Annotated in this window: 20 protein-coding genes; all 20 read right to left on the bottom strand. The window is 44.9% G+C overall.

Going from position 1 to position 18,427, the window contains the following annotated elements; translation table 11 throughout:
* Nucleotides 1-23 precede the first annotated feature (23 nt).
* The 20 genes from GC102_RS05265 to GC102_RS05360 all read right to left on the bottom strand — a co-directional run bounded on the left by GC102_RS05265 (nucleotide 24) and on the right by GC102_RS05360 (nucleotide 18,179).
* Nucleotides 24-1,133 (bottom strand): Nif3-like dinuclear metal center hexameric protein, encoded by a 1,110-nt coding sequence (locus GC102_RS05265; RefSeq protein ID WP_171688480.1) that lies wholly within the window; start codon nucleotides 1,131-1,133, stop codon nucleotides 24-26.
* Nucleotides 1,109-1,873, bottom strand: a complete 765-nt coding sequence (locus tag GC102_RS05270; RefSeq protein ID WP_171688481.1) for a tRNA (adenine(22)-N(1))-methyltransferase — start codon at nucleotides 1,871-1,873, stop codon at nucleotides 1,109-1,111. Before GC102_RS05270 ends, GC102_RS05265 begins: the two co-directional genes overlap by 25 nt.
* A 3-nt stretch (nucleotides 1,874-1,876) precedes the next feature.
* A complete protein-coding gene (locus tag GC102_RS05275; protein WP_171688482.1) occupies nucleotides 1,877-2,707 on the bottom strand; it encodes a hypothetical protein in 831 nt (276 codons plus the stop codon).
* Nucleotides 2,708-2,821: 114 nt separating this feature from the next.
* A complete protein-coding gene (gene rpoD / locus GC102_RS05280) occupies nucleotides 2,822-3,937 on the bottom strand; it encodes an RNA polymerase sigma factor RpoD (RefSeq protein WP_028558036.1) in 1,116 nt (371 codons plus the stop codon).
* Nucleotides 3,938-3,974: 37 nt separating this feature from the next.
* A complete protein-coding gene (dnaG, locus tag GC102_RS05285; RefSeq protein WP_171688483.1) occupies nucleotides 3,975-5,822 on the bottom strand; it encodes a DNA primase in 1,848 nt (615 codons plus the stop codon).
* Between the two features lie 49 nt (nucleotides 5,823-5,871).
* Nucleotides 5,872-6,336, bottom strand: a complete 465-nt coding sequence (locus GC102_RS05290) for a YaiI/YqxD family protein (RefSeq protein ID WP_171688484.1) — start codon at nucleotides 6,334-6,336, stop codon at nucleotides 5,872-5,874.
* Nucleotides 6,337-6,427: 91 nt separating this feature from the next.
* The gene (locus GC102_RS05295) at nucleotides 6,428-7,243 is read right to left on the bottom strand and encodes a pyruvate, water dikinase regulatory protein (protein WP_171648292.1); all 816 of its coding nucleotides are present in this window, start codon (nucleotides 7,241-7,243) and stop codon (nucleotides 6,428-6,430) included.
* A gap of 178 nt (nucleotides 7,244-7,421) precedes the next feature.
* Entirely contained in the window at nucleotides 7,422-8,171 is a 750-nt protein-coding gene (gene recO, locus GC102_RS05300) for a DNA repair protein RecO (RefSeq protein ID WP_171688485.1), read from the bottom strand.
* A 52-nt stretch (nucleotides 8,172-8,223) separates the two neighbouring features.
* Entirely contained in the window at nucleotides 8,224-8,376 is a 153-nt protein-coding gene (locus tag GC102_RS05305) for a YqzL family protein (RefSeq protein ID WP_082562144.1), read from the bottom strand.
* A 96-nt stretch (nucleotides 8,377-8,472) separates the two neighbouring features.
* Nucleotides 8,473-9,372 (bottom strand): GTPase Era, encoded by a 900-nt coding sequence (gene era, locus GC102_RS05310; protein WP_057303091.1) that lies wholly within the window; start codon nucleotides 9,370-9,372, stop codon nucleotides 8,473-8,475.
* A gap of 6 nt (nucleotides 9,373-9,378) precedes the next feature.
* Nucleotides 9,379-9,792: a cytidine deaminase gene (cdd, locus tag GC102_RS05315; protein WP_171688486.1), complete on the bottom strand. Its 414-nt coding sequence runs from the start codon at nucleotides 9,790-9,792 to the stop codon at nucleotides 9,379-9,381.
* Nucleotides 9,793-9,824: 32 nt separating this feature from the next.
* Nucleotides 9,825-10,529, bottom strand: a complete 705-nt coding sequence (locus GC102_RS05320) for a diacylglycerol kinase (protein WP_171688487.1) — start codon at nucleotides 10,527-10,529, stop codon at nucleotides 9,825-9,827.
* On the bottom strand, nucleotides 10,529-11,056 hold the full coding sequence (gene ybeY, locus GC102_RS05325; RefSeq protein ID WP_171688596.1) for an rRNA maturation RNase YbeY: 528 nt from the start codon (nucleotides 11,054-11,056) through the stop codon (nucleotides 10,529-10,531). The genes GC102_RS05320 and ybeY overlap by 1 nt, the downstream gene beginning before the upstream one ends.
* 42 nt (nucleotides 11,057-11,098) lie before the next feature.
* Nucleotides 11,099-13,309 carry an HD family phosphohydrolase gene (locus tag GC102_RS05330; RefSeq protein WP_171688597.1) on the bottom strand — a complete coding sequence of 737 codons (2,211 nt, stop codon included), beginning with the start codon at nucleotides 13,307-13,309 and terminating at the stop codon, nucleotides 11,099-11,101.
* Between the two features lie 58 nt (nucleotides 13,310-13,367).
* Nucleotides 13,368-14,333: a PhoH family protein gene (locus tag GC102_RS05335; protein WP_171688488.1), complete on the bottom strand. Its 966-nt coding sequence runs from the start codon at nucleotides 14,331-14,333 to the stop codon at nucleotides 13,368-13,370.
* 6 nt (nucleotides 14,334-14,339) lie between these two features.
* Nucleotides 14,340-15,533 carry a sporulation protein YqfD gene (gene yqfD, locus GC102_RS05340; protein WP_171688489.1) on the bottom strand — a complete coding sequence of 398 codons (1,194 nt, stop codon included), beginning with the start codon at nucleotides 15,531-15,533 and terminating at the stop codon, nucleotides 14,340-14,342.
* 34 nt (nucleotides 15,534-15,567) lie between these two features.
* Nucleotides 15,568-15,846 (bottom strand): sporulation protein YqfC, encoded by a 279-nt coding sequence (gene yqfC / locus GC102_RS05345; RefSeq protein ID WP_171688490.1) that lies wholly within the window; start codon nucleotides 15,844-15,846, stop codon nucleotides 15,568-15,570.
* Nucleotides 15,847-16,000: 154 nt separating this feature from the next.
* Nucleotides 16,001-16,462 (bottom strand): YqfB family membrane protein, encoded by a 462-nt coding sequence (locus tag GC102_RS05350; protein ID WP_171688491.1) that lies wholly within the window; start codon nucleotides 16,460-16,462, stop codon nucleotides 16,001-16,003.
* 21 nt (nucleotides 16,463-16,483) lie between these two features.
* Complete coding sequence (gene floA / locus GC102_RS05355) at nucleotides 16,484-17,473, bottom strand: flotillin-like protein FloA (protein ID WP_216625510.1); 990 nt, start codon at nucleotides 17,471-17,473, stop codon at nucleotides 16,484-16,486.
* A 37-nt stretch (nucleotides 17,474-17,510) separates the two neighbouring features.
* Nucleotides 17,511-18,179, bottom strand: coding sequence for an NfeD family protein (locus GC102_RS05360; RefSeq protein ID WP_171688492.1), 669 nt, complete (start codon nucleotides 18,177-18,179; stop codon nucleotides 17,511-17,513).
* Nucleotides 18,180-18,427: the final 248 nt, after the last annotated feature.

Consider the following 18,427-nt stretch of genomic DNA (forward strand, 5'->3'; position numbering starts at 1 on the left):
ATTTACAACTCAAACCCTTATCCCTACAGGAATTGGAATGGTTCTGTCCCCACCTCGGATGCCAGCACCTGTGTGTCCGTCTTGACCAACTGCGCAGCGAGATAATCGGCCACGCCGCGCTTCATGATCTTCTCGACGTTATGTCCAACGTCGATCAAAGTCAAACCCGCCGCAAGCGCGTCATGCGCGGTGTGATAGTCGATGTCGCCGGTGACCAGTACATCGGCGCCGGCGAACATGGCGTGCCGCATGTAGCGGCCGCCAGAGCCCCCCAGAACGGCCACCTTACGGATGGGCCTTTCCAAATCGCCGACGACGCGCACCGCCGGCACGTCGAACACCTGCTTCGCGAGCTCCGTCAGCTCACGGAGTGTCGTGGCCGCGGGCAGCTTGCCCACGCGGCCCAGACCGAACACTCTACCCTTGAGGTCCATCGGGTAGAGGTCATAGGCCACCTCTTCGTAGGGGTGGGCCTTCAATAGAGCCTGAACCGCCTTGCGCTGGACGCTGGCGGTTACGATGGTCTCTACGCGTACTTCCTGTACGCGTTCAAGCTTGCCTACTTCCCCGATAAACGGGTGCGTCCCTTCCTGCGGCAGGAACGTCCCCGTTCCGGGGATGTTGAAGCTGCAGTGGCTGTACTGCCCGATTCCACCCGCTCCCGCGGTGAAAAGGGCATCCAGCACAGCCTGATGATGCGTCTCAGGGACGAAAACAACCAGCTTCTGCAGCTTCTCCGTGTGCACATCCTCCAGATGGGTAAGCTCGGTCAAACCGAGCTTATCCGCCATCATATCGTTCACGCCGCCCTCAGCCACATCCAAATTCGTATGAGCGATATAGACAGCGATGTCGTGCTTAATTAATTTTTCATATAAACGACCAGCAGGCGTATCCGTTTGCAGATGAGCGAGCGGTCTGAAGATAATTGCATGATGAGCAATGATGAGATTAGCACCTTGTTGAATGGCTTCTTCAACTACTTCATCGGTGACATCCAAGGCTACGAGAACCTTCTGGATTTCCTTCTGTAAAGACCCTAGCTGTAAACCTATTTTATCATCAGGCATCGCATAATGCTTCGGTGCCAGCTGTTCAAACAGCTGGATTACGGTTTGACCTTTTGCAAACAAGCGAGTACCTCCTTTATTTCCTTCATTTCTTGACCGACCTGCTCCGCCTTCGCTACAGACGCTTCTGCTGAAGACAACTGGAGCTGCCCTTCAATCATGGCCAGCTTTTTCAGCTCGCTTTCCCATTTGGTAAACCATACATCTGGAGCTTCGCTGATGAAGTATGGCCCCATTTGAAGCAAGCGCTCCTTCGAAACCCTAACCCCACCTGGCAGTTCACGTTCAGCGTAAAGAACATCCAGAGTAAGTTTTTCCACATCCGGCACAGCTATGGCTTTCAATATCTCATAAATCTTGCCGTCTTCCTCTAGAATCGTTTCGGATTCTAGCTTCCAGCCCTGCTGTAGCAACCAACGCCGCACATGATCTTCACCAACATTGGGCTGCAAAATCAGATGAGTGACGCCTTGCAGCTTATGCTTACCAGCTTCCAAAATACTCGCCATCAAACTTCCGCCCATTCCGGCGATCGTAATGACATTCACTTCTCCAGCCTCAATAACGGCGAGTCCATCACCGGATCTTACACTGATTTTCTTGGACAATCCACTTTCAAGAACCTGCCGTGTTGCCGCTTCAAAAGGCCCTGGATTCACCTCTCCAGCCACAGCAAACAAAATAATACCCTGTTGTGCCAAATAGGTTGGCAATAGGGCATGATCGGAACCAATGTCCGCTACCTTTGATCCTAAAGGAACTCTGTCTGCAATCATTTGCAATCTTTTCGATAATTTCACCATATGTTACATTACCCACTCTACCCATTTTTTACGCAGCAAAAACAATGCCACGCCTGCAGAAACTAATTTGCCTGTAAACGATAATTGAATGAGACGAGAGCTCATATCCACATCTGTCAGAAACGTCATCGCTTCAGGAGCAAACCAAACGATACTCCCGACTAAGAGAAGCACACTAGCCGCTTGCTTATTCGTATGATGCGCAAGCCAAGCCATCCATATAAGTACAATACTAACCGGAATCCAACTAATTTCAAGTGAGAACCACCCAGGGCTATCCAGCTTGTGCAGCAATAGCCACCCATATGTGCCGACTAGCCCCAGCCACCCACATATTTGGAAAATGGCCATACGGCCAACTAACCCATTAAACAGCCAGACACTGCTACAAAAGGCTAAATATCCAACATATACATTTGCAGAACTCACAGCGTATAAATCTAATAAATACAAACCGACAAAAAGCAATGCAATCGAAGAAACACCACACAGCAAATAAGAAATAACAGGTGCTTTCTGATAATGCCGATATGCAAATCCATAACAAATGATGACAAAAAGCGTGGAAATTCCAATTTGCATTGGCAATCCAAAAGAGTTAAAATTAAGAGCAGATAAGGCCAGAGCGGCAATCACCGCGATGATGGTCAACCATATTTTCCAATTACTGTTTGCTACCGAGGATGCGGATACCCCCATTAATGAAGCAGGTTTAGGCGTTGATTCATCCACATACAAATTCATTAGGAAATCACAATAATGCTCAGGAAGCAATTTGCTTCTGCGCCAATGATGGATTTCCCTTACAATCACTTTTCGTTTCTCTGCATCCATTTATTCGCTCACCTTCCTAGCTACTTTATCGGTGAATTCATCCTCTGGCTTTAGTAGTAGTTTTTAAACTAAAAAAGACCCCGCCGAATTTGGCAGGGCCCTCTCACAGCGTCTTTATTCCAAGAAATCCTTTAATCGTTTGCTGCGGCTAGGATGTCTCAACTTCCGCAAAGCTTTAGCTTCGATCTGACGAATCCGTTCACGTGTAACACCGAATACTTTACCTACTTCTTCAAGCGTTCGTGTACGTCCATCATCTAAACCAAAACGTAAGCGAAGTACATTCTCTTCTCTTTCCGTCAACGTATCTAGTACGTCCTCAAGCTGTTCCTTCAGAAGCTCATACGCGGCAGCATCAGCTGGAGCCAATGCTTCTTGATCCTCAATGAAATCTCCCAAGTGGGAATCGTCTTCCTCACCAATCGGTGTTTCTAACGACACAGGCTCTTGTGCAATCTTCATGATTTCACGAACTTTATCTGTGCTCAAATCCATCTCTTTGGCAATTTCTTCCGGCGTAGGTTCACGCCCCAATTCTTGCAGCAATTGACGGGAAACACGGATAAGTTTATTAATCGTTTCGACCATATGTACCGGAATACGTATCGTTCTCGCTTGGTCAGCAATGGCACGGGTAATCGCCTGACGAATCCACCAAGTCGCATACGTACTAAACTTATATCCTTTGGTATGGTCAAACTTTTCCACAGCTTTAATAAGCCCCATATTACCTTCTTGAATCAAATCTAGGAACAGCATGCCTCGACCTACATATCTTTTGGCGATACTGACAACGAGTCTCAGGTTAGCTTCTGCTAAACGTCTCTTTGCTTCTTCGTCCCCATTTTCAATCCGTTTGGCTAACCCTACTTCATCTTCCGCAGAAAGAAGCGGTACTCGACCAATTTCTTTCAAATACATCCGAACTGGATCATTAATCTTAATCCCTGGCGGTAAGGCCAGATCATCATCGAAGTTAAATTCATCGCGCTCATTTTCTTCTGGATTCATGGAATCCTCATCGGATTCATTCCCTACGTCGATCCCCTGCTCCGAAAGCTGTTCGAAAAACTCATCGATTTGTTCAGGATCCTGATCAAAGGGAGCTAATTTCTCCATAATATCCTTGTAAGTTAGTGAGGACCGCTTTTTCCCCTGCTCAATAAGCTGGTCTTTCACCTGGTCCAGGGTCAATTCTGTCTCTAGTTCTGTACGCTGATCATTCGCCATGGTACGGACTCCCTCCTCCCTAGTCATTGCAGTAATTCTAAGTTGACTTCAATCGTTTTTCTAGGGCAATAATTTCAATAGCAATTTGTGCAGCTCTAAGATGGTCGCCCGCGCGTTCAGCGCGAACTCGTTCTTCTTTCTTACGTTCAACTTCTTCTTGCATTGGAACTTTGCGAATTTGGCGAATATAGTCGTCAATCACTTGTTCGTTAATTCCATGACCAGCACCCATCATAACAATGGAACTAGCCAAGCTCTCCAGCTGTTCGTCTTGCAGCATGGCAATGTATCGGCTTGCATCCGGCTCAGCATTCTGAGCGTAGTAAGCATATAAATAAGCAGCTAAGACTGCGTGAGCTTCAACATTGAATTGATCACCTAATTGTGCTTCCACTTGTGAGCAGACCTCACGGTCATGCATCATTACCGCCAATATTAACCGTTCTGCATTATGATAAGCGGGCAAAAGCGAAGGTGATTTTTTGGGTGTTCGTTCCACTGTTCTCCCATTATTCATAACATTATTCCACAGAATTGGTTTATTATCCCCCTCTGGTCGGTTTTTTTCCGATTGCAGTAAGATTTCGTGAAGGTCTAACTTCATCGCCTCATACGAAGATTCCGGGAATTCAGAAGCCAACTGTTTCAAATAATGTTCACGTTCCATCGGAGATTGAAGATGACTGATTAATTTCACAGCGGATTGCAGATAACGAAGTCTGTCACCGTCCTCGTGCAACTTAAAATTTTTGCGGATGTACAATAGCTTATATTTCATCGATGGTACGGCTGGCTCAATAATCTCCCGTACGAATCGGTCAAAACCATAGTTTCTTACATAATCATCTGGATCCTTGCCATCTGGCAGCATGGCTACCGTGACTCGGCTGCCTGTCTCTTCTAGAATAGGGATGCTTTTGAATGCAGCTGATTGTCCCGCGTTATCCCCGTCGTAACAAACGACGATTTGGTCAGCGTTTCGGTTCAACAGAGCGGCATGTTCCTTCGTTAATGCTGTCCCCATCGTAGCGACACCATTACTAATTCCCGCTTCCCATGCTTTTATGACATCCACATAGCCTTCAAATAGAACTGCTTGTTGAAGCTTACGCATATTGGGTCTAGCCAGATGTAGGTTGTACATTGTCCGACTTTTATTAAAAAGAATGGACTCCGGACTATTTAAATATTTGGGCTGCGCATCGCCCATCGATCTGCCTCCGAATGCGATAACTTTGCCAGTAGAGTCGCAAATAGGGAACATGATGCGTTCCCGGAACTTATCCACATAGCCGTTACCTTCATGCTTGGCAGAGATTAAACCGCCCTTCTCCATCAGGGCTAAGTCGAACTCTCGTTTATCTAGCTGTTGAACGAGTGTGTCCCACATGGCCGGTGCATAACCAATTTGGAAAGTATCGATCAGCTTATCCGATATTCCTCTTGAGGCCAAATACCCCTTAGCCACTTTGCCTTGTTCCGTGTTGCCAAGAATATAATGATACAATTTTGCGGTAAAATCATAAGCTTTTAACAAGGTTGCTTTCTCTTGCTGCTGCTCATTTTGCTCCTCTGTCGCTTCTTCCCAAGTGATTGGGATATCCGCTTCTTCAGCCAGCTTGCTAACGGCCTCGGCGAAACTAAGTCCTTCGATTTCCATTACGAATCGAATCAAATTCCCCCCCACATTACAACCAAAACAACGATAAATTTGTTTTTCTGGTGTGACAGTGAAAGAAGGACTTTTCTCAGAGTGGAACGGGCATAGCCCCTTCATATAATGCCCTTGCTTGCTCAAATGTACGTGCCTACCAATGACATCAACAATGTCATGGCGCTTAAGTACAGCCTCAATGACCTCTTCAGGTATGCGTCCGTACCTCATTTTTGTTCCACCTACAATTCAGGTCGCTTTTCCGACTAATTACTATTCGCTACTTGTTTTCGATTTCCTGCAAATATTTTAAAAGTTTTGTCAAACCATGTAGAAAATTTTGACGATCTGCCTCCGTAAAAGGTTTTGGCCCCTTCGAATGCTTTCCGCTTCTGCGCATTTTCGCCGATGCGTGGCGACGATCCAATAAGAAATCAATCGAACTATCGGTATATTCCTGCCCTCGATTCGTTAAGCAAATAGATCCCTTAGCCAATCCTAAGGCGGCGAGTCCAAAATCTTGTGTAACCAAAATATCACCTTGCTGAATCTGATTGGCAATATATAAATCGACAGATTGATCGGAACGGTCCACTTGAACGACCTTCACGCCAGGGTTCTCCTTCATCCGATGATCGAAAGAAGCAACTAGCATAACTTGTACACCAAACTGCCTACCAGCTTGCTCAATTTCGGATTTTACTGGACAAGCATCAGCATCAACGATAATACTTCTCGCTCGCATACAGTTCAGCCCCTGCTCTCTAGACGAAATCTCACCGTACTATTATATACGATGGACTTACAAAAAATCCTGCAAGGGAAAACATAAAACCTTACTGGACTCGTTCGATATGGTCCATGATTAAACTTGCTGTCTCCTCAACGGCACGGTTGGAAACATCAAAGATGACGCAACCAATTTTGCTCATAATTTTGTCAGCAAAAGCTAGTTCTATTTTAATACGTTCTACATTGGCGTAGGTTGCATTTTCTGCAAGCCCTAATGTTCGCAGCCGTTCTTGGCGTATGACATTCAATTTATCCGGGTCAATCCGCAGTCCAATGATCTTATCCTTTGGAACCGTATAAATCGCAGCAGGAGGCTGCATTTCAGGTACCAATGGAACATTAGCGACTTTAAATCTTTTGTGCGCCAAGTACATGGATAAGGGTGTTTTGGACGTACGAGAAACACCCAATAAGATAATGTCTGCTTTTTGTATGCCGCTAAAATCTCGACCATCATCATATTTGACCGCGAATTCAACCGCTTCAACTTTTTTGAAATAATCTTCATCAAGCGGGTGAATCATTCCCGGTTGTCTGCGAGGCTCTTGGTGTAGTGCTTGACCTAAGGTAGCAACAATTGGCCCAAGCAAGTCAATATGCGGGATATCGTACTCCTTCGCTTTGGCAATCAGATCGTCTCGCAATTCAGGAATAACTAAGGTAAACACGACAATTCCGCCATGTATTCTAATCGCATTGATGACTTTATCTATTCCTTCAAAATCATGGATAAATGGAGCTCTCATAATTTCAACGGGTACAGGATGAAACTGCATCGCAGCGGCTCGCACGACAGATTCTCCCGTTTCCCCAACTGAATCCGAAACAACATATACGCGAGTAGGTAGTGGGTGGTCCATTTCCCTAAGCCCCTTTCAGCAGGGACGAGGCCCTACATTAGTCATTTGTATGTAAAGTAGACGCAAACAGAACGAAAGCATGAGAAAAACCTCACCGATATGCGGACAGCACAAGGGCGAGGTGTTTTCCACCACATCATATCAAAGCCGAATTCACATGTCAAATTAGACATCAACACTATATATTATATTTTTCCATTTGCTCGATAAAGCCTCTGGATTTCCACTGAACACCAATATGGATATCCATATAAGCTCGCATACAGGTCTTCAACTGTGCTTTCGTTTCTTCCTTTACCTGCACGGCACCAAGTCTGCGCATATCCATGCTAGGAAATATTTTCAGAAGCTTAAGCGCTCCTTCACCGATAGGAATAGCCGCAGCATCTTTGTATCGACAGCGAGCACATAAAGTCCCGCCCATTGCAGGGCTAAAGGTTGTAATCCCCGATGTTTCTCCACAGGAGACACAAGCATTTGTCACAGGGAGATAACCGGCTAGATCAAACATCTTCATTTCATAGAGGTGAACGACGATCTGCATGTCCTTGCCCTCTTCAATAGCCATTAATCCAGCTTTCAGCTGCTCAAATATATAAGTGCTGCCCTCTTCGTCTCCAAGCATTCGATCTGTCATCTCTACCAAGTAGGAAGCATGTGCAGACATATGTAAATCTTCTCGTAAAGCATGATGTGCTTCGATTATCTCAGCACTATTCAGAGATCCCATCTGACCCCTTTGTTTGAAAAAAACAAAATCGCCGTACGTAAAAAGCTGCGTAACGGCGGCATGTCGACTTTTCACTTTCTTAGCACCCCGAGCCATGACACCAACCTTACCTAGCTCGGGAGTGAATAGACTAATGATCTTGTTTCCTTCTCCATAGTCCATACTACGGAGTACAATCCCCTGTACGCTGCGCAGCAAATGACTTCCCCCATGAATGCCGCTCTGGACTTACGAGCTAATGAATATGAATTTACATATTCAGACCTTCGAGCGGCTCTTCGTTACTTTGATCCTCTTCCTGTACATCGGTGTCCATACCCGGTTCTCCGGAAACTTGTTTGTACAGCAGATAGGCATCTACATCACCGGTCTTTGAAAAATACGTCCACGAAAAATCTTTCATGTTCAGCATCCTCCCCATTGAACGTGATGTTCTTAGGATGCGCAGAGGAAGCTTCTCTATGCGAAATAAAAACTGGAACTCTTAGGAAAAAACCTATTAGTCGTGGCGGAAGCCAAGATCACGCAGAACTCTGTCTTGATTTCTCCAGTCTTTTTTCACTTTAACCCACAGTTCCAAGAATGTTTTGGAGCCAAGCAGCGTCTCGATATCACGGCGAGCCTGCCGTCCAATTTCTTTGAGTAAACTTCCTTGCTTGCCAATGACGATACCTTTTTGCGAATCTCGCTCAACAAATATGACCGCAGAAATATGGACTACACCATTGGGCTCGACACGCATGTCTTCAATCTGAACGGCAATGGAATGCGGAATTTCTTCCCGCGTCAAATGCAAGATTTTCTCACGAACGAGTTCAGCACATACGAATTGTTCCGGGTGATCTGTAATTTGGTCGGCTGGGTAGTATTGCGGACCTTCCGGCAAATAACGAACAATTTGTTCCAACAGTGTTGTTACATTGTTACCCTTGAGAGCAGAAACCGGCACGATTTCAGCAAAGTTATACAAATCTTTGTAATTTGTAATAATCGCCAACAGTGCTTCAGGTTGAACAAGGTCAATTTTGTTTAATACCAGAATGACAGGCGTTTCAACATGCTTTAGCTGCTCGATAATATAACGGTCACCGCCGCCAATCCCTTCGGCAACATCAACCAAAAACAGCACCGCATCCACTTCCCCAAGCGTCCCATGCGCCACTTTACTCATGTAATCGCCTAATTTGGAAGTCGGTTTATGAATACCTGGCGTATCCAGGAAAACAATTTGGCCATTATTGGATGTATAAACCCCATGGATTTTGTTTCTTGTTGTCTGAGGCTTATCTGACATGATTGCAATTTTTTGCCCGATGATTTGGTTCATCAGCGTTGATTTCCCAACGTTCGGGCGTCCGATGATAGCGACAAAGCCTGATTTAAATTCTTTTTTAGCCACTTCTAGTTATCCTCCATTTATATGCAAATCTTTCGTTGTGAAAGCACCCGGCAATAAGGCCGACACGGTAGTTTCTGCAAAATCACCTTTCATATTACCAAGGTAAACTGGCATATCCGGTTCACATAGCTCCACCAATACCTGGCGGCACACACCACATGGGGAAATAGGACCTTCTGTGTCCCCCATCACCGCTATAGCTTGAAAGGAACCTGCCTTATGACCATCTGCGATGGCACGGAATAACGCAGTTCGCTCAGCGCAGTTGGTCGGTCCGTATGCAGCATTTTCTACGTTACAGCCATAGTGCACATGACCGTTTGCGTCAAGAAGCGCCGCACCAACTTGAAAATTCGAATAAGGTGTATAGGCTCTTTTCATCGCTTCTTTCGCGTGTTCAATGAGATCTTGTTGATTCATTGCCATCAACCTACTTTCATTTTATATTAACGTTATAGCATGTTAAGGCAGGAAAAAGCGAGGATTGTGACCATGATGCCAATGAGTGCTCCTAGAATTAGTGCTGGAAATGGTCTCTTCCTTTTGTCATATAACATAATAAAAATAAGTACAGAGAGTGTATATGCAAGCAGTGCAACTATCGTTTGCGAGACGAAAATCGTAATAACAGTAGCAATTGCGAAGGCAACAGCTGTCAACAAGCTAGGTCGTACCAGTTTCCCTTTATCCGAGAAACGTGTCTCAATTACGATGACCGTCAAAACAACAAGGGCAATAAGGACCCAAATCGTTCCCGCGGATACCGGAGTATCCTGCATTCTTGAATTTCGTAGCAAGTGATCGATAGGCTCATAGAATACAATCATGCCTACAATCACGGCAAAACCTGCGGACACCAATACGGACGCCGCGGCGACGTCCTTCGCAATTTTGGCTAACGGATGGCGTTCTGGCATAGCCAAATCCACGGTTTTCTCCACAGCCGTATTGATGAGCTCAGTAACAATCATTAGCGTTACCGCTAGCAGAATAAACAGAATGTCCGTTTTGGGAAGATGGATTAAAAGCGCTGCCAACAAAACGAGAAAAGCAACGCAAAAATGGAATTTCATATTGCGTTGCGTATCTAAGGCATATTTGATTCCTTCATAGGCATACCTGAAGCTCCTGCGCCATTTACGGAAGCCGTCCGACATTAGCGGGTCAAACCTGCCTTCTGCAAAATATCCTCCTGCTTAGCAAACATAATCTTCTCTTCCTCTTCACTTTGGTGATCATAGCCGATCAAGTGTAGGAACCCATGAACGAATAGAAATCCGAGCTCACGCTCAACGGAATGTCCATAATCTTCAGCCTGAGCGATGGCACGGGGAACCGAAATGATAATATCGCCTAAAGGCTCAATGAACCCTTCAGACACAGTCTCACCGTCTTGAAGATCATCTAAGTCGGCTTCACCATCATCCTCGTAGTTGATACGAATTTCATCATCTCCGAACTCGCTCATCGCAAACGAGAGGACATCGGTCGGTTTATCTAAGTCACGGTACTGTTTATTAAGCTCTTGAATCGCTTCATCGTCTACGAATGTAAGGGCAACTTCCCCCTCCGTAACGCCTTCAAGCTCGCCTGCTAAACGCAGCAACTCTTCAAGCTTTTCAATAAAAGCAGGCGTGATTTCTTTCACTTCTTGCTCACTACTCCACTCTAACGTTAAATCCATACTTGCCATTATGTGCCCTCCTTTAATTTGTCGTAGATATTATCAAGCCCCTGACTTCTTTGGAGCTAGTTCACTTGGATATTCGATCCTTGAGTGAAAGATCCCTAACAAGGTTTCGTTTAATGTTTTGGCAATCTTATCGAGTTCTTTGAGCGTGAGATCACACTCATTAAATTGTCCGTCATCCAAACGGGACTTAATAATTTTGTGCACCATTGAATCGATTTGCTCAAGCGTAGGATTACGCAGTGATCGAACAGCTGCCTCTACGCTATCCGCTATACCCACAATGGCTGCTTCTTTGGATTGCGCTTTGGGACCTGGGTAACGAAAATCCTCTTCACGGATTTCTTTCTCACTGCCCTCTTCTTCGGCTTGTTTCATCGCTTTATGATAGAAAAAGTGCAGCAGTGTCGTCCCATGATGCTGTTCAGCAATGTCTCTTATCGGCTTAGGCATTTTGAAATCTTTAAGCATTTCAACGCCATCACGAGGATGCGCTATGATGATGGACTTACTTAAATTCGGATCAATTCGATCATGCGGATTCTCAATATTCGTTTGATTTTCAATAAAGTAGCTTGGGCGCTTGGTCTTGCCGATATCATGATAATAAGAGCCAACTCGGCACAGCAGCCCATCGGCTCCGATGGATTCAGCTGCGGCCTCGGACAAATTACCTACCATGACACTGTGATGATAGGTCCCAGGTGTCTCCGTAAGCAGCTTACGCAGTAAAGGATGATTCGGATTTGAGAGTTCCACCAGTTTGAGCGGAGATAGAATCCCGAATGCGACCTCGAAAAAGGGCAGCAGCCCAATAACGAACACAACCGTTAATAATCCGCCAGCAGCCGCGAAAGAAAGCGACAGAAGGGCTTCTTTCTTCTGAAAATGATCTTCCATCAACAGCATCGATGTTATCGTTAACATGGAGAAGAAGGCAATCATGAGACCAGCCTTCAGGATGGTAGCCCGTTGGCTTGCCCTTTGAATCGTAAACACTGCACTATAACAAATAACCAAACTAACTAAGCCGTACTTGAAATCAAAAAGCAACACATGCTCTGTATTAAAAATTATGCTTGCCATTAAGGAAAATAAGACCGAAGAAATAAACGCTAGTGGAGCATCCAGTAAAATAGCAATCAGGATACTTCCTAATGCTGTCGGAGCCAGATAACCAATATAAGGATAGTCCAAATTTTGCACGAGAGAGACCATTTTCATTCCCATAACATTGATAAGAAAAATAAGAATGAGCATCACGAGTTGAGAATTATTATACTTGATCGGCAATGTGCTTTGTCGGACAAACATATAAATAGCAAAAGACATGAGCGCTGAAAGAACACTGAGCCCTAATTGAGGCAAATAGTTGGCTTTGTCCTTTAGTAGTTCTAGTTTATCCAGCCTAGCATATATCTCTTCCGTTATGACATCCCCGACGTTTACGAGGACATCATTCTTATTAATATATACCGGTTTCACGTTCTCTCTGGCTTGTCCTTTGGCATCCTCGGTTCCCTTTTGATCAAAAAACTTATTAGGCGTCAGGATGGCCCTAGAGATTTCCGTCACCATTTCGCGCGACGTGTTCTTCGCCAGATTCGACGTATTTACAAGTTCAGCTACTTTAGCCCTAGCCGTCTGTGCATCCAATACCTGATCATTCATCAATTTGCCTACAATGTCTTTGTTCACATCCCGCATGGCAGCCAAATCGTCCTTCGTCAATCTCGGAAGCTTGAAATAAGCTTCCTCTGGCAATGGATACTGCTGTTCTGCAAGCCCCTGCTGGATCTGTTCAAGCAATAAATCGTTATATTGACCGCTGTTACGAAGTGATTTAATCGATTGATTTTGCATATCGCTGATGAGCTGTGGAATTGCCCGACGATAAATATTAACTTTATCATCAAATTTCACTTCAACATCCTCATTGATTTGCAATAATTTGTCATAAATAGCATCAATAGTTGTGTCATTTTTGAGATTTACAATCTGATATACAGGTTGTACGCGCTTGGCAGCATCTTCTTTCGCTTGTTCAGTAGCAATTGCGTTTTCGATCTGTCTTGGAGCATAAATGGTTTTTTCGCTCGTCGTTCCTAACACAATATCATAAACTTGAGGTACAAGCTTGACGTAAAGGGACATATAAAAAATTAACGCCAGCAAGAGAAACAACAGTACCCGTATTCCTGTACTGTATTTCCATCCGTTCAGCTGGTAATGAAATTTGCCTTTCATTTGCACTTCATTTTTCTTCACGGAAGGTCATTCCTCTCTACCTAACAACCCTGCTCAGTTACTTATCATTTTCAGCATTGTACGCAACAATGATTTTCTGAACAAGTGAATGTCGAACCACATCCTGCTCATCAAAATAAATAAAGCCAAGTTCCTCGATATTACCGAGAATGCGGTTTGCTTCTACGAGACCGGACGATTTGCCGCGCGGCAAATCAATTTGCGTAACATCCCCGGTAATCACCATTTTGGAACCGAAACCAAGTCTTGTCAGAAACATTTTCATTTGTTCAGGTGTTGTATTTTGCGCCTCATCCAGAATGATGAAAGAATCATCTAACGTTCTCCCGCGCATATAAGCCAGTGGTGCAATCTCGATAAGTCCTCGTTCTAATGACTTGGCTACCTGCTCAGGTCCAAGAACATCATTAAGAGCATCATACAATGGGCGTAAATAGGGGTCAACTTTTTCCTGCAAGTCCCCCGGCAGAAAGCCCAGACTTTCCCCTGCCTCGACAGCAGGGCGCGTTAATACAATCCTTTTGACGGCCCCTTCCTTAAGCCTCGTCACGGCAAGCACAACAGCTAAATAGGTTTTACCTGTTCCTGCGGGACCAATACCAAAGACGATATCTTTCTTCTTAATCGTCTCGACATACTTCCGTTGTCCGATCGTTTTGACACGTATAGGCTTACCCTTATGTGTTGTTGTAATTTCACCTTTGAACAAATCAAGCAATTGGTCGGTTTTCATCTGCTTCGCAAGTTCAACCGCATACAAAACATCTCGCTCTGTCAACGTATAGTTATTACGGATGAGCTGTAGGAGAACCTCAAAAAGCTGCTGAAGTGAGTTCACTTCCGCAGCAGCCCCTTGTATCGTTATTTCGGCTTCACGCGTATAGATTTGTGCAGGAATCTCCCGTTCGATGACATGCAGAAATTTATCCTGCGGTCCGAACAAGGCTAGTCCTTCAACCGGATTTTTCAATGTAATTTTCACAGATTGCGCGTATTCTACCAACAGGCCTCATTCTCCTCGTATCACAATTGGTTGTTCTTCGGCGATATTTTCTTCGACTTCAAAATGCACGTCTATATAAATTTTACCATTCTCTGTTTTTTCATGCAAAATTTTTTCGCCGACAATTCTAGCATCTGTTCCTTCAGCTCCAAGTAATTTCGCTTTTGCCTGCTCTAAGCCCGCCTTTTTTGCAATCGCTGGATCAATAGGTTCCTCGACAATATGAACCTCCATCACCTTTTCATGAAGCCAACCGAACGGTAGTGAAAAAGACCGCCAAGCCAACGTTTTACGCTCTGGAATCGTTTCGAAATGTTCGAATTTCTGTTTACCATAACCGCTTACTTGCAGTGCTCTTGTCCCAAAAACAAGATAGTTGCGAGCCATAACTTCACCTGAATATACTCTATATGTTTTCGTTAGTGGAGTTTCGATTCGTGAAGTAAACCAAACGATACCCTTAACTTTACCACTTGCAACCACCACTTGGCTATTTTGTTCATCGCCAATGGTTCCAGAGATCAGCACGTCCCCTTTTCGCACATACGTATTCGGCTTCACCATTGGTTTGCCTTTATCAGATAAAATCTCGGTAACGAGCGCGTTTTTGGCAGCAACCAAATTCCGTGGATTCATAAGCGGTCCCTTATCAGGAATAGTTGCCTCGACAACCTTGATCGTGATATGAGTACCTCGAATTTCGACGCCAACCCAAGCCGCATTCGGCAGCATTCCTTGAATCTCGCGCGATAAATCCGCTTCTTTCTTCAGCTTAAATTTCCATTGGAACGTATGTATGCCCTGTTTGGATGCAGCTTGCAAAATCTCTGACTCAGAGATACGATCATTCCCTTCCACACTAACTTGCCATACGAGCGAAGTCAATAAGTATAGACCTATGATGAAAGCAGCCATTCCTGCAAAAAAAACCTTTCTATGGCCCAGTCTGTCCATAAAAAAAGGCAGCCCGTGCCTTTCCGTAACATGCACCCGACAGCCTGTCCGTTTCAGGAGCGGTCTAAGTCTGAAAAAGTCTTTGATCAGGATAAAAAGTTCAAGCTTTCCCCCATCTCCAGCTTGAATATCCCATATGGAGAAGCCCTTCTCCATCATGGGATTAATTAATCTTTCACAACCTTCACCTCGTATTTGAATGCGCACATAACCTCGCAAACGAGCAATGAAAAGGGATTGTTTCATGACTCAGCCTCCTGTTCTCAGTCCATTCTTTCATCTATGGTTCATATTTCACATGATCGATCAAGCCTTCAATAAACACTTCTTCTGAAAGAATAGCTCGAATAACTAATTGCTTCCCGAACACTTCTAACGTCCCTTTCGTTAATTCGAGCTTCAACTTTTCACTGGAAAAATGAAGTACACCCCGATGATTCTCTACATAAAGCTGTACGTTGCCGATCATCGTAATTCGCGGCAAGTCCTGTACCACATCCTGAGGAAGATCAAGGATTTTGGCCGTGAACTGGTTCCATTTGCGGGTCAAGCGACGCATAGCTGGGAGTACCCCCTCTAACTAGATGATCATAAATACAGAAAATGCGCAGAGACTTTCTACCAAATTATGCGGAGTGCGCCAGTTTTATGTGAAAAACCTGCAAAGCAAAGAACGCCCTCTCGATCAATCGAGAGGGCGTTCTTACATCCTTTTATCTGCGATAAGGCTTCTTTGACCTAGGCGGACCGAGAATTTCAGCCCACACAATTCCTTGCAGCAGCTGTTCCTGGTTCGGTTGTTCAGGAAAAGGATTCGGCGTAGAGATCGCATCTGCGTAAACAGATGAGCTATCATTAATAATCTGTGTAGGCGAGCTGAATGGAGAAGCCTTCTGATTGGGCATTGTCGAGACCGCCTTGGCTGTGATAGAACGACCATACTCGTCTTGCACGCGTCCCGATTGTAAGGTCGATCCAATCCCCTTCTGCCCTGATTTCTTCGCTTCTACGGGTCGCGTAGCGCCATTAGGAGCTTCACCAAAGGATGGCATTCCCGGCCTCGTCTTAGTTTCCTGATTTGCTCGCCGGCCCTTATTTCGAATTTGATAAAAAAAGGCGAATGCAATAATAACCAGATACCAGTTCTTCAACAAAATTTCAATGAGCTGTCCCACCTGATCACCTCTTCAAGACTACTATTCTTTCTCACTCTTACCATCATTTATTTTCCCAAGTGAAGAACGCATTTGTGTATCTGCATCAATATTTTTAAGATTCATATAGTCCATGACACCTAGTTTACCGTTTCGAAGTGCTTCAGCCATCGCAAGCGGCACCTGCGACTCCGATTCGACAACTTTCGCACGCATTTCAACAACTCTAGCTTTCATTTCTTGCTCAGCAGCAACGGCCATCGCACGTCTTTCCTCAGCTTTAGCCTGAGCGATTCGCTTATCAGCTTCTGCCTGTTCCGTTTGTAAATGGGCGCCAATATTTTTACCTACATCCACATCCGCGATATCAATCGATAATATTTCAAAAGCTGTTCCAGCATCTAACCCTTTACCCAGAACCGTTCGTGAAATCAAATCTGGATTCTCTAATACATCTTTGTGAGAGTCACTTGAACCAACTGTAGTCACAATCCCCTCACCTACACGAGCGATAATCGTTTCCTCGCCCGCACCCCCAACAAGTCGGTCAATGTTGGCTCGAACCGTAACCCTGGCAATAACCTTTACTTCAATGCCGTTCTTCGCCACTGCTGAAACATTAGGTGTTTCAATAACACGTGGATTTACACTCATTTGAACGGCTAACAAGACATCCCGCCCTGCGAGATCGATAGCCGCTGCACGCTCAAACTCCAAGTGAATCTTCGCGCGGTGAGCAGCAATTAAAGCATTGACAACCCGATCAACGTTACCACCTGCAAGAAAGTGGCTTTCTAGCTGATTGACACTTAAATCAATACCCGCTTTAGTAGCTTTAATCATCGGATTGACGATCCTACTTGGGGTCACGCGGCGAAGCCTCATAGCAATTAAAGTAATGATGCTAATTCTTACTCCGGAAGCAAGTGCAGAAATCCAAAGCATGACAGGCACAATGCTCAACAATACCGAAAGTGCAATAATAACAATGGCCGCAACCAACACCAAATATAATCCTGGTTCTATATTCATTTATGTTCCTCCTAATATAGGGACCTTTGAGCGTAGCTCAAAGTCTCTCCGCTTCATTCTCTCGTACTACAACGCGAACTCCTTCTACTTCCACAACAACTACATTCCTTCCCGTGGGAATAAAACTGCCATTCGTCACCACATCCACGCGCTCACCATGAATGATTGCAGTCCCTGCCGGGCGGAGCGGAGTAATCGCTTCTCCTGTCATTCCAATCAAATAGGATCGATCTGGACTGGAAGTAAATCCTTTGTTCGTTGTTAGCTGCTCCTTTAGAATAAAACGGTTCCAAATACCGCGGTGCTTAAAGGTTTTGATTGCGAAGGAGATCGCAACGATAGCTAACAACAAGGCGATACCCAACATTATCGCTGCCTGTGTGGGATCTGAAGATGCCATCAGAACCCCGCCAAAGAGGCATATTGCACCTAATACACCTAGAATCCCAAAACTCGGAACGACCAATTCTAGGATAAGAAGAATTAACCCGATTCCGAAGACAGCCAAGTCACCGAAACCAGCAAAACCAGCTAAATAAAAACCGAGAAAATAAAGAGCAAAACCAGCTACCCCCGCTAAGGCGAGCAATCCACTGCTGAAAAAAAGCAGCTCCAATGCAATTCCAATGATCCCAACCACTAATAATACTGTCGCTGTAACGGGATGAGTCAGAAAGGCAGATAAGTTTTCTACAAACATCATCATTCACTCCTTTCCCTGAATCTTCCTTATCACTAATATGTACGTTCCAACACACAAACTGTTTCGTTTTTGTTAAAGAGAATGAGAAGACCTCTACCCTCGGCCATTCAGGGATGCGCGACTCGTTTAGCGAGGTGAGACTTTGATCTACGACCAAAGATCCCTATAGCGGAGAGACTTTGGTCTACGACCAAAGATCCCTATATTAGGTTTAGCGCCAAAAAGAAAGCGGTTTTCGGGATCGAAAACTT

Source organism: Paenibacillus germinis, from assembly GCF_013141785.1.
GTDB classification, from domain to species: domain Bacteria; phylum Bacillota; class Bacilli; order Paenibacillales; family NBRC-103111; genus Paenibacillus_E; species Paenibacillus_E phytorum.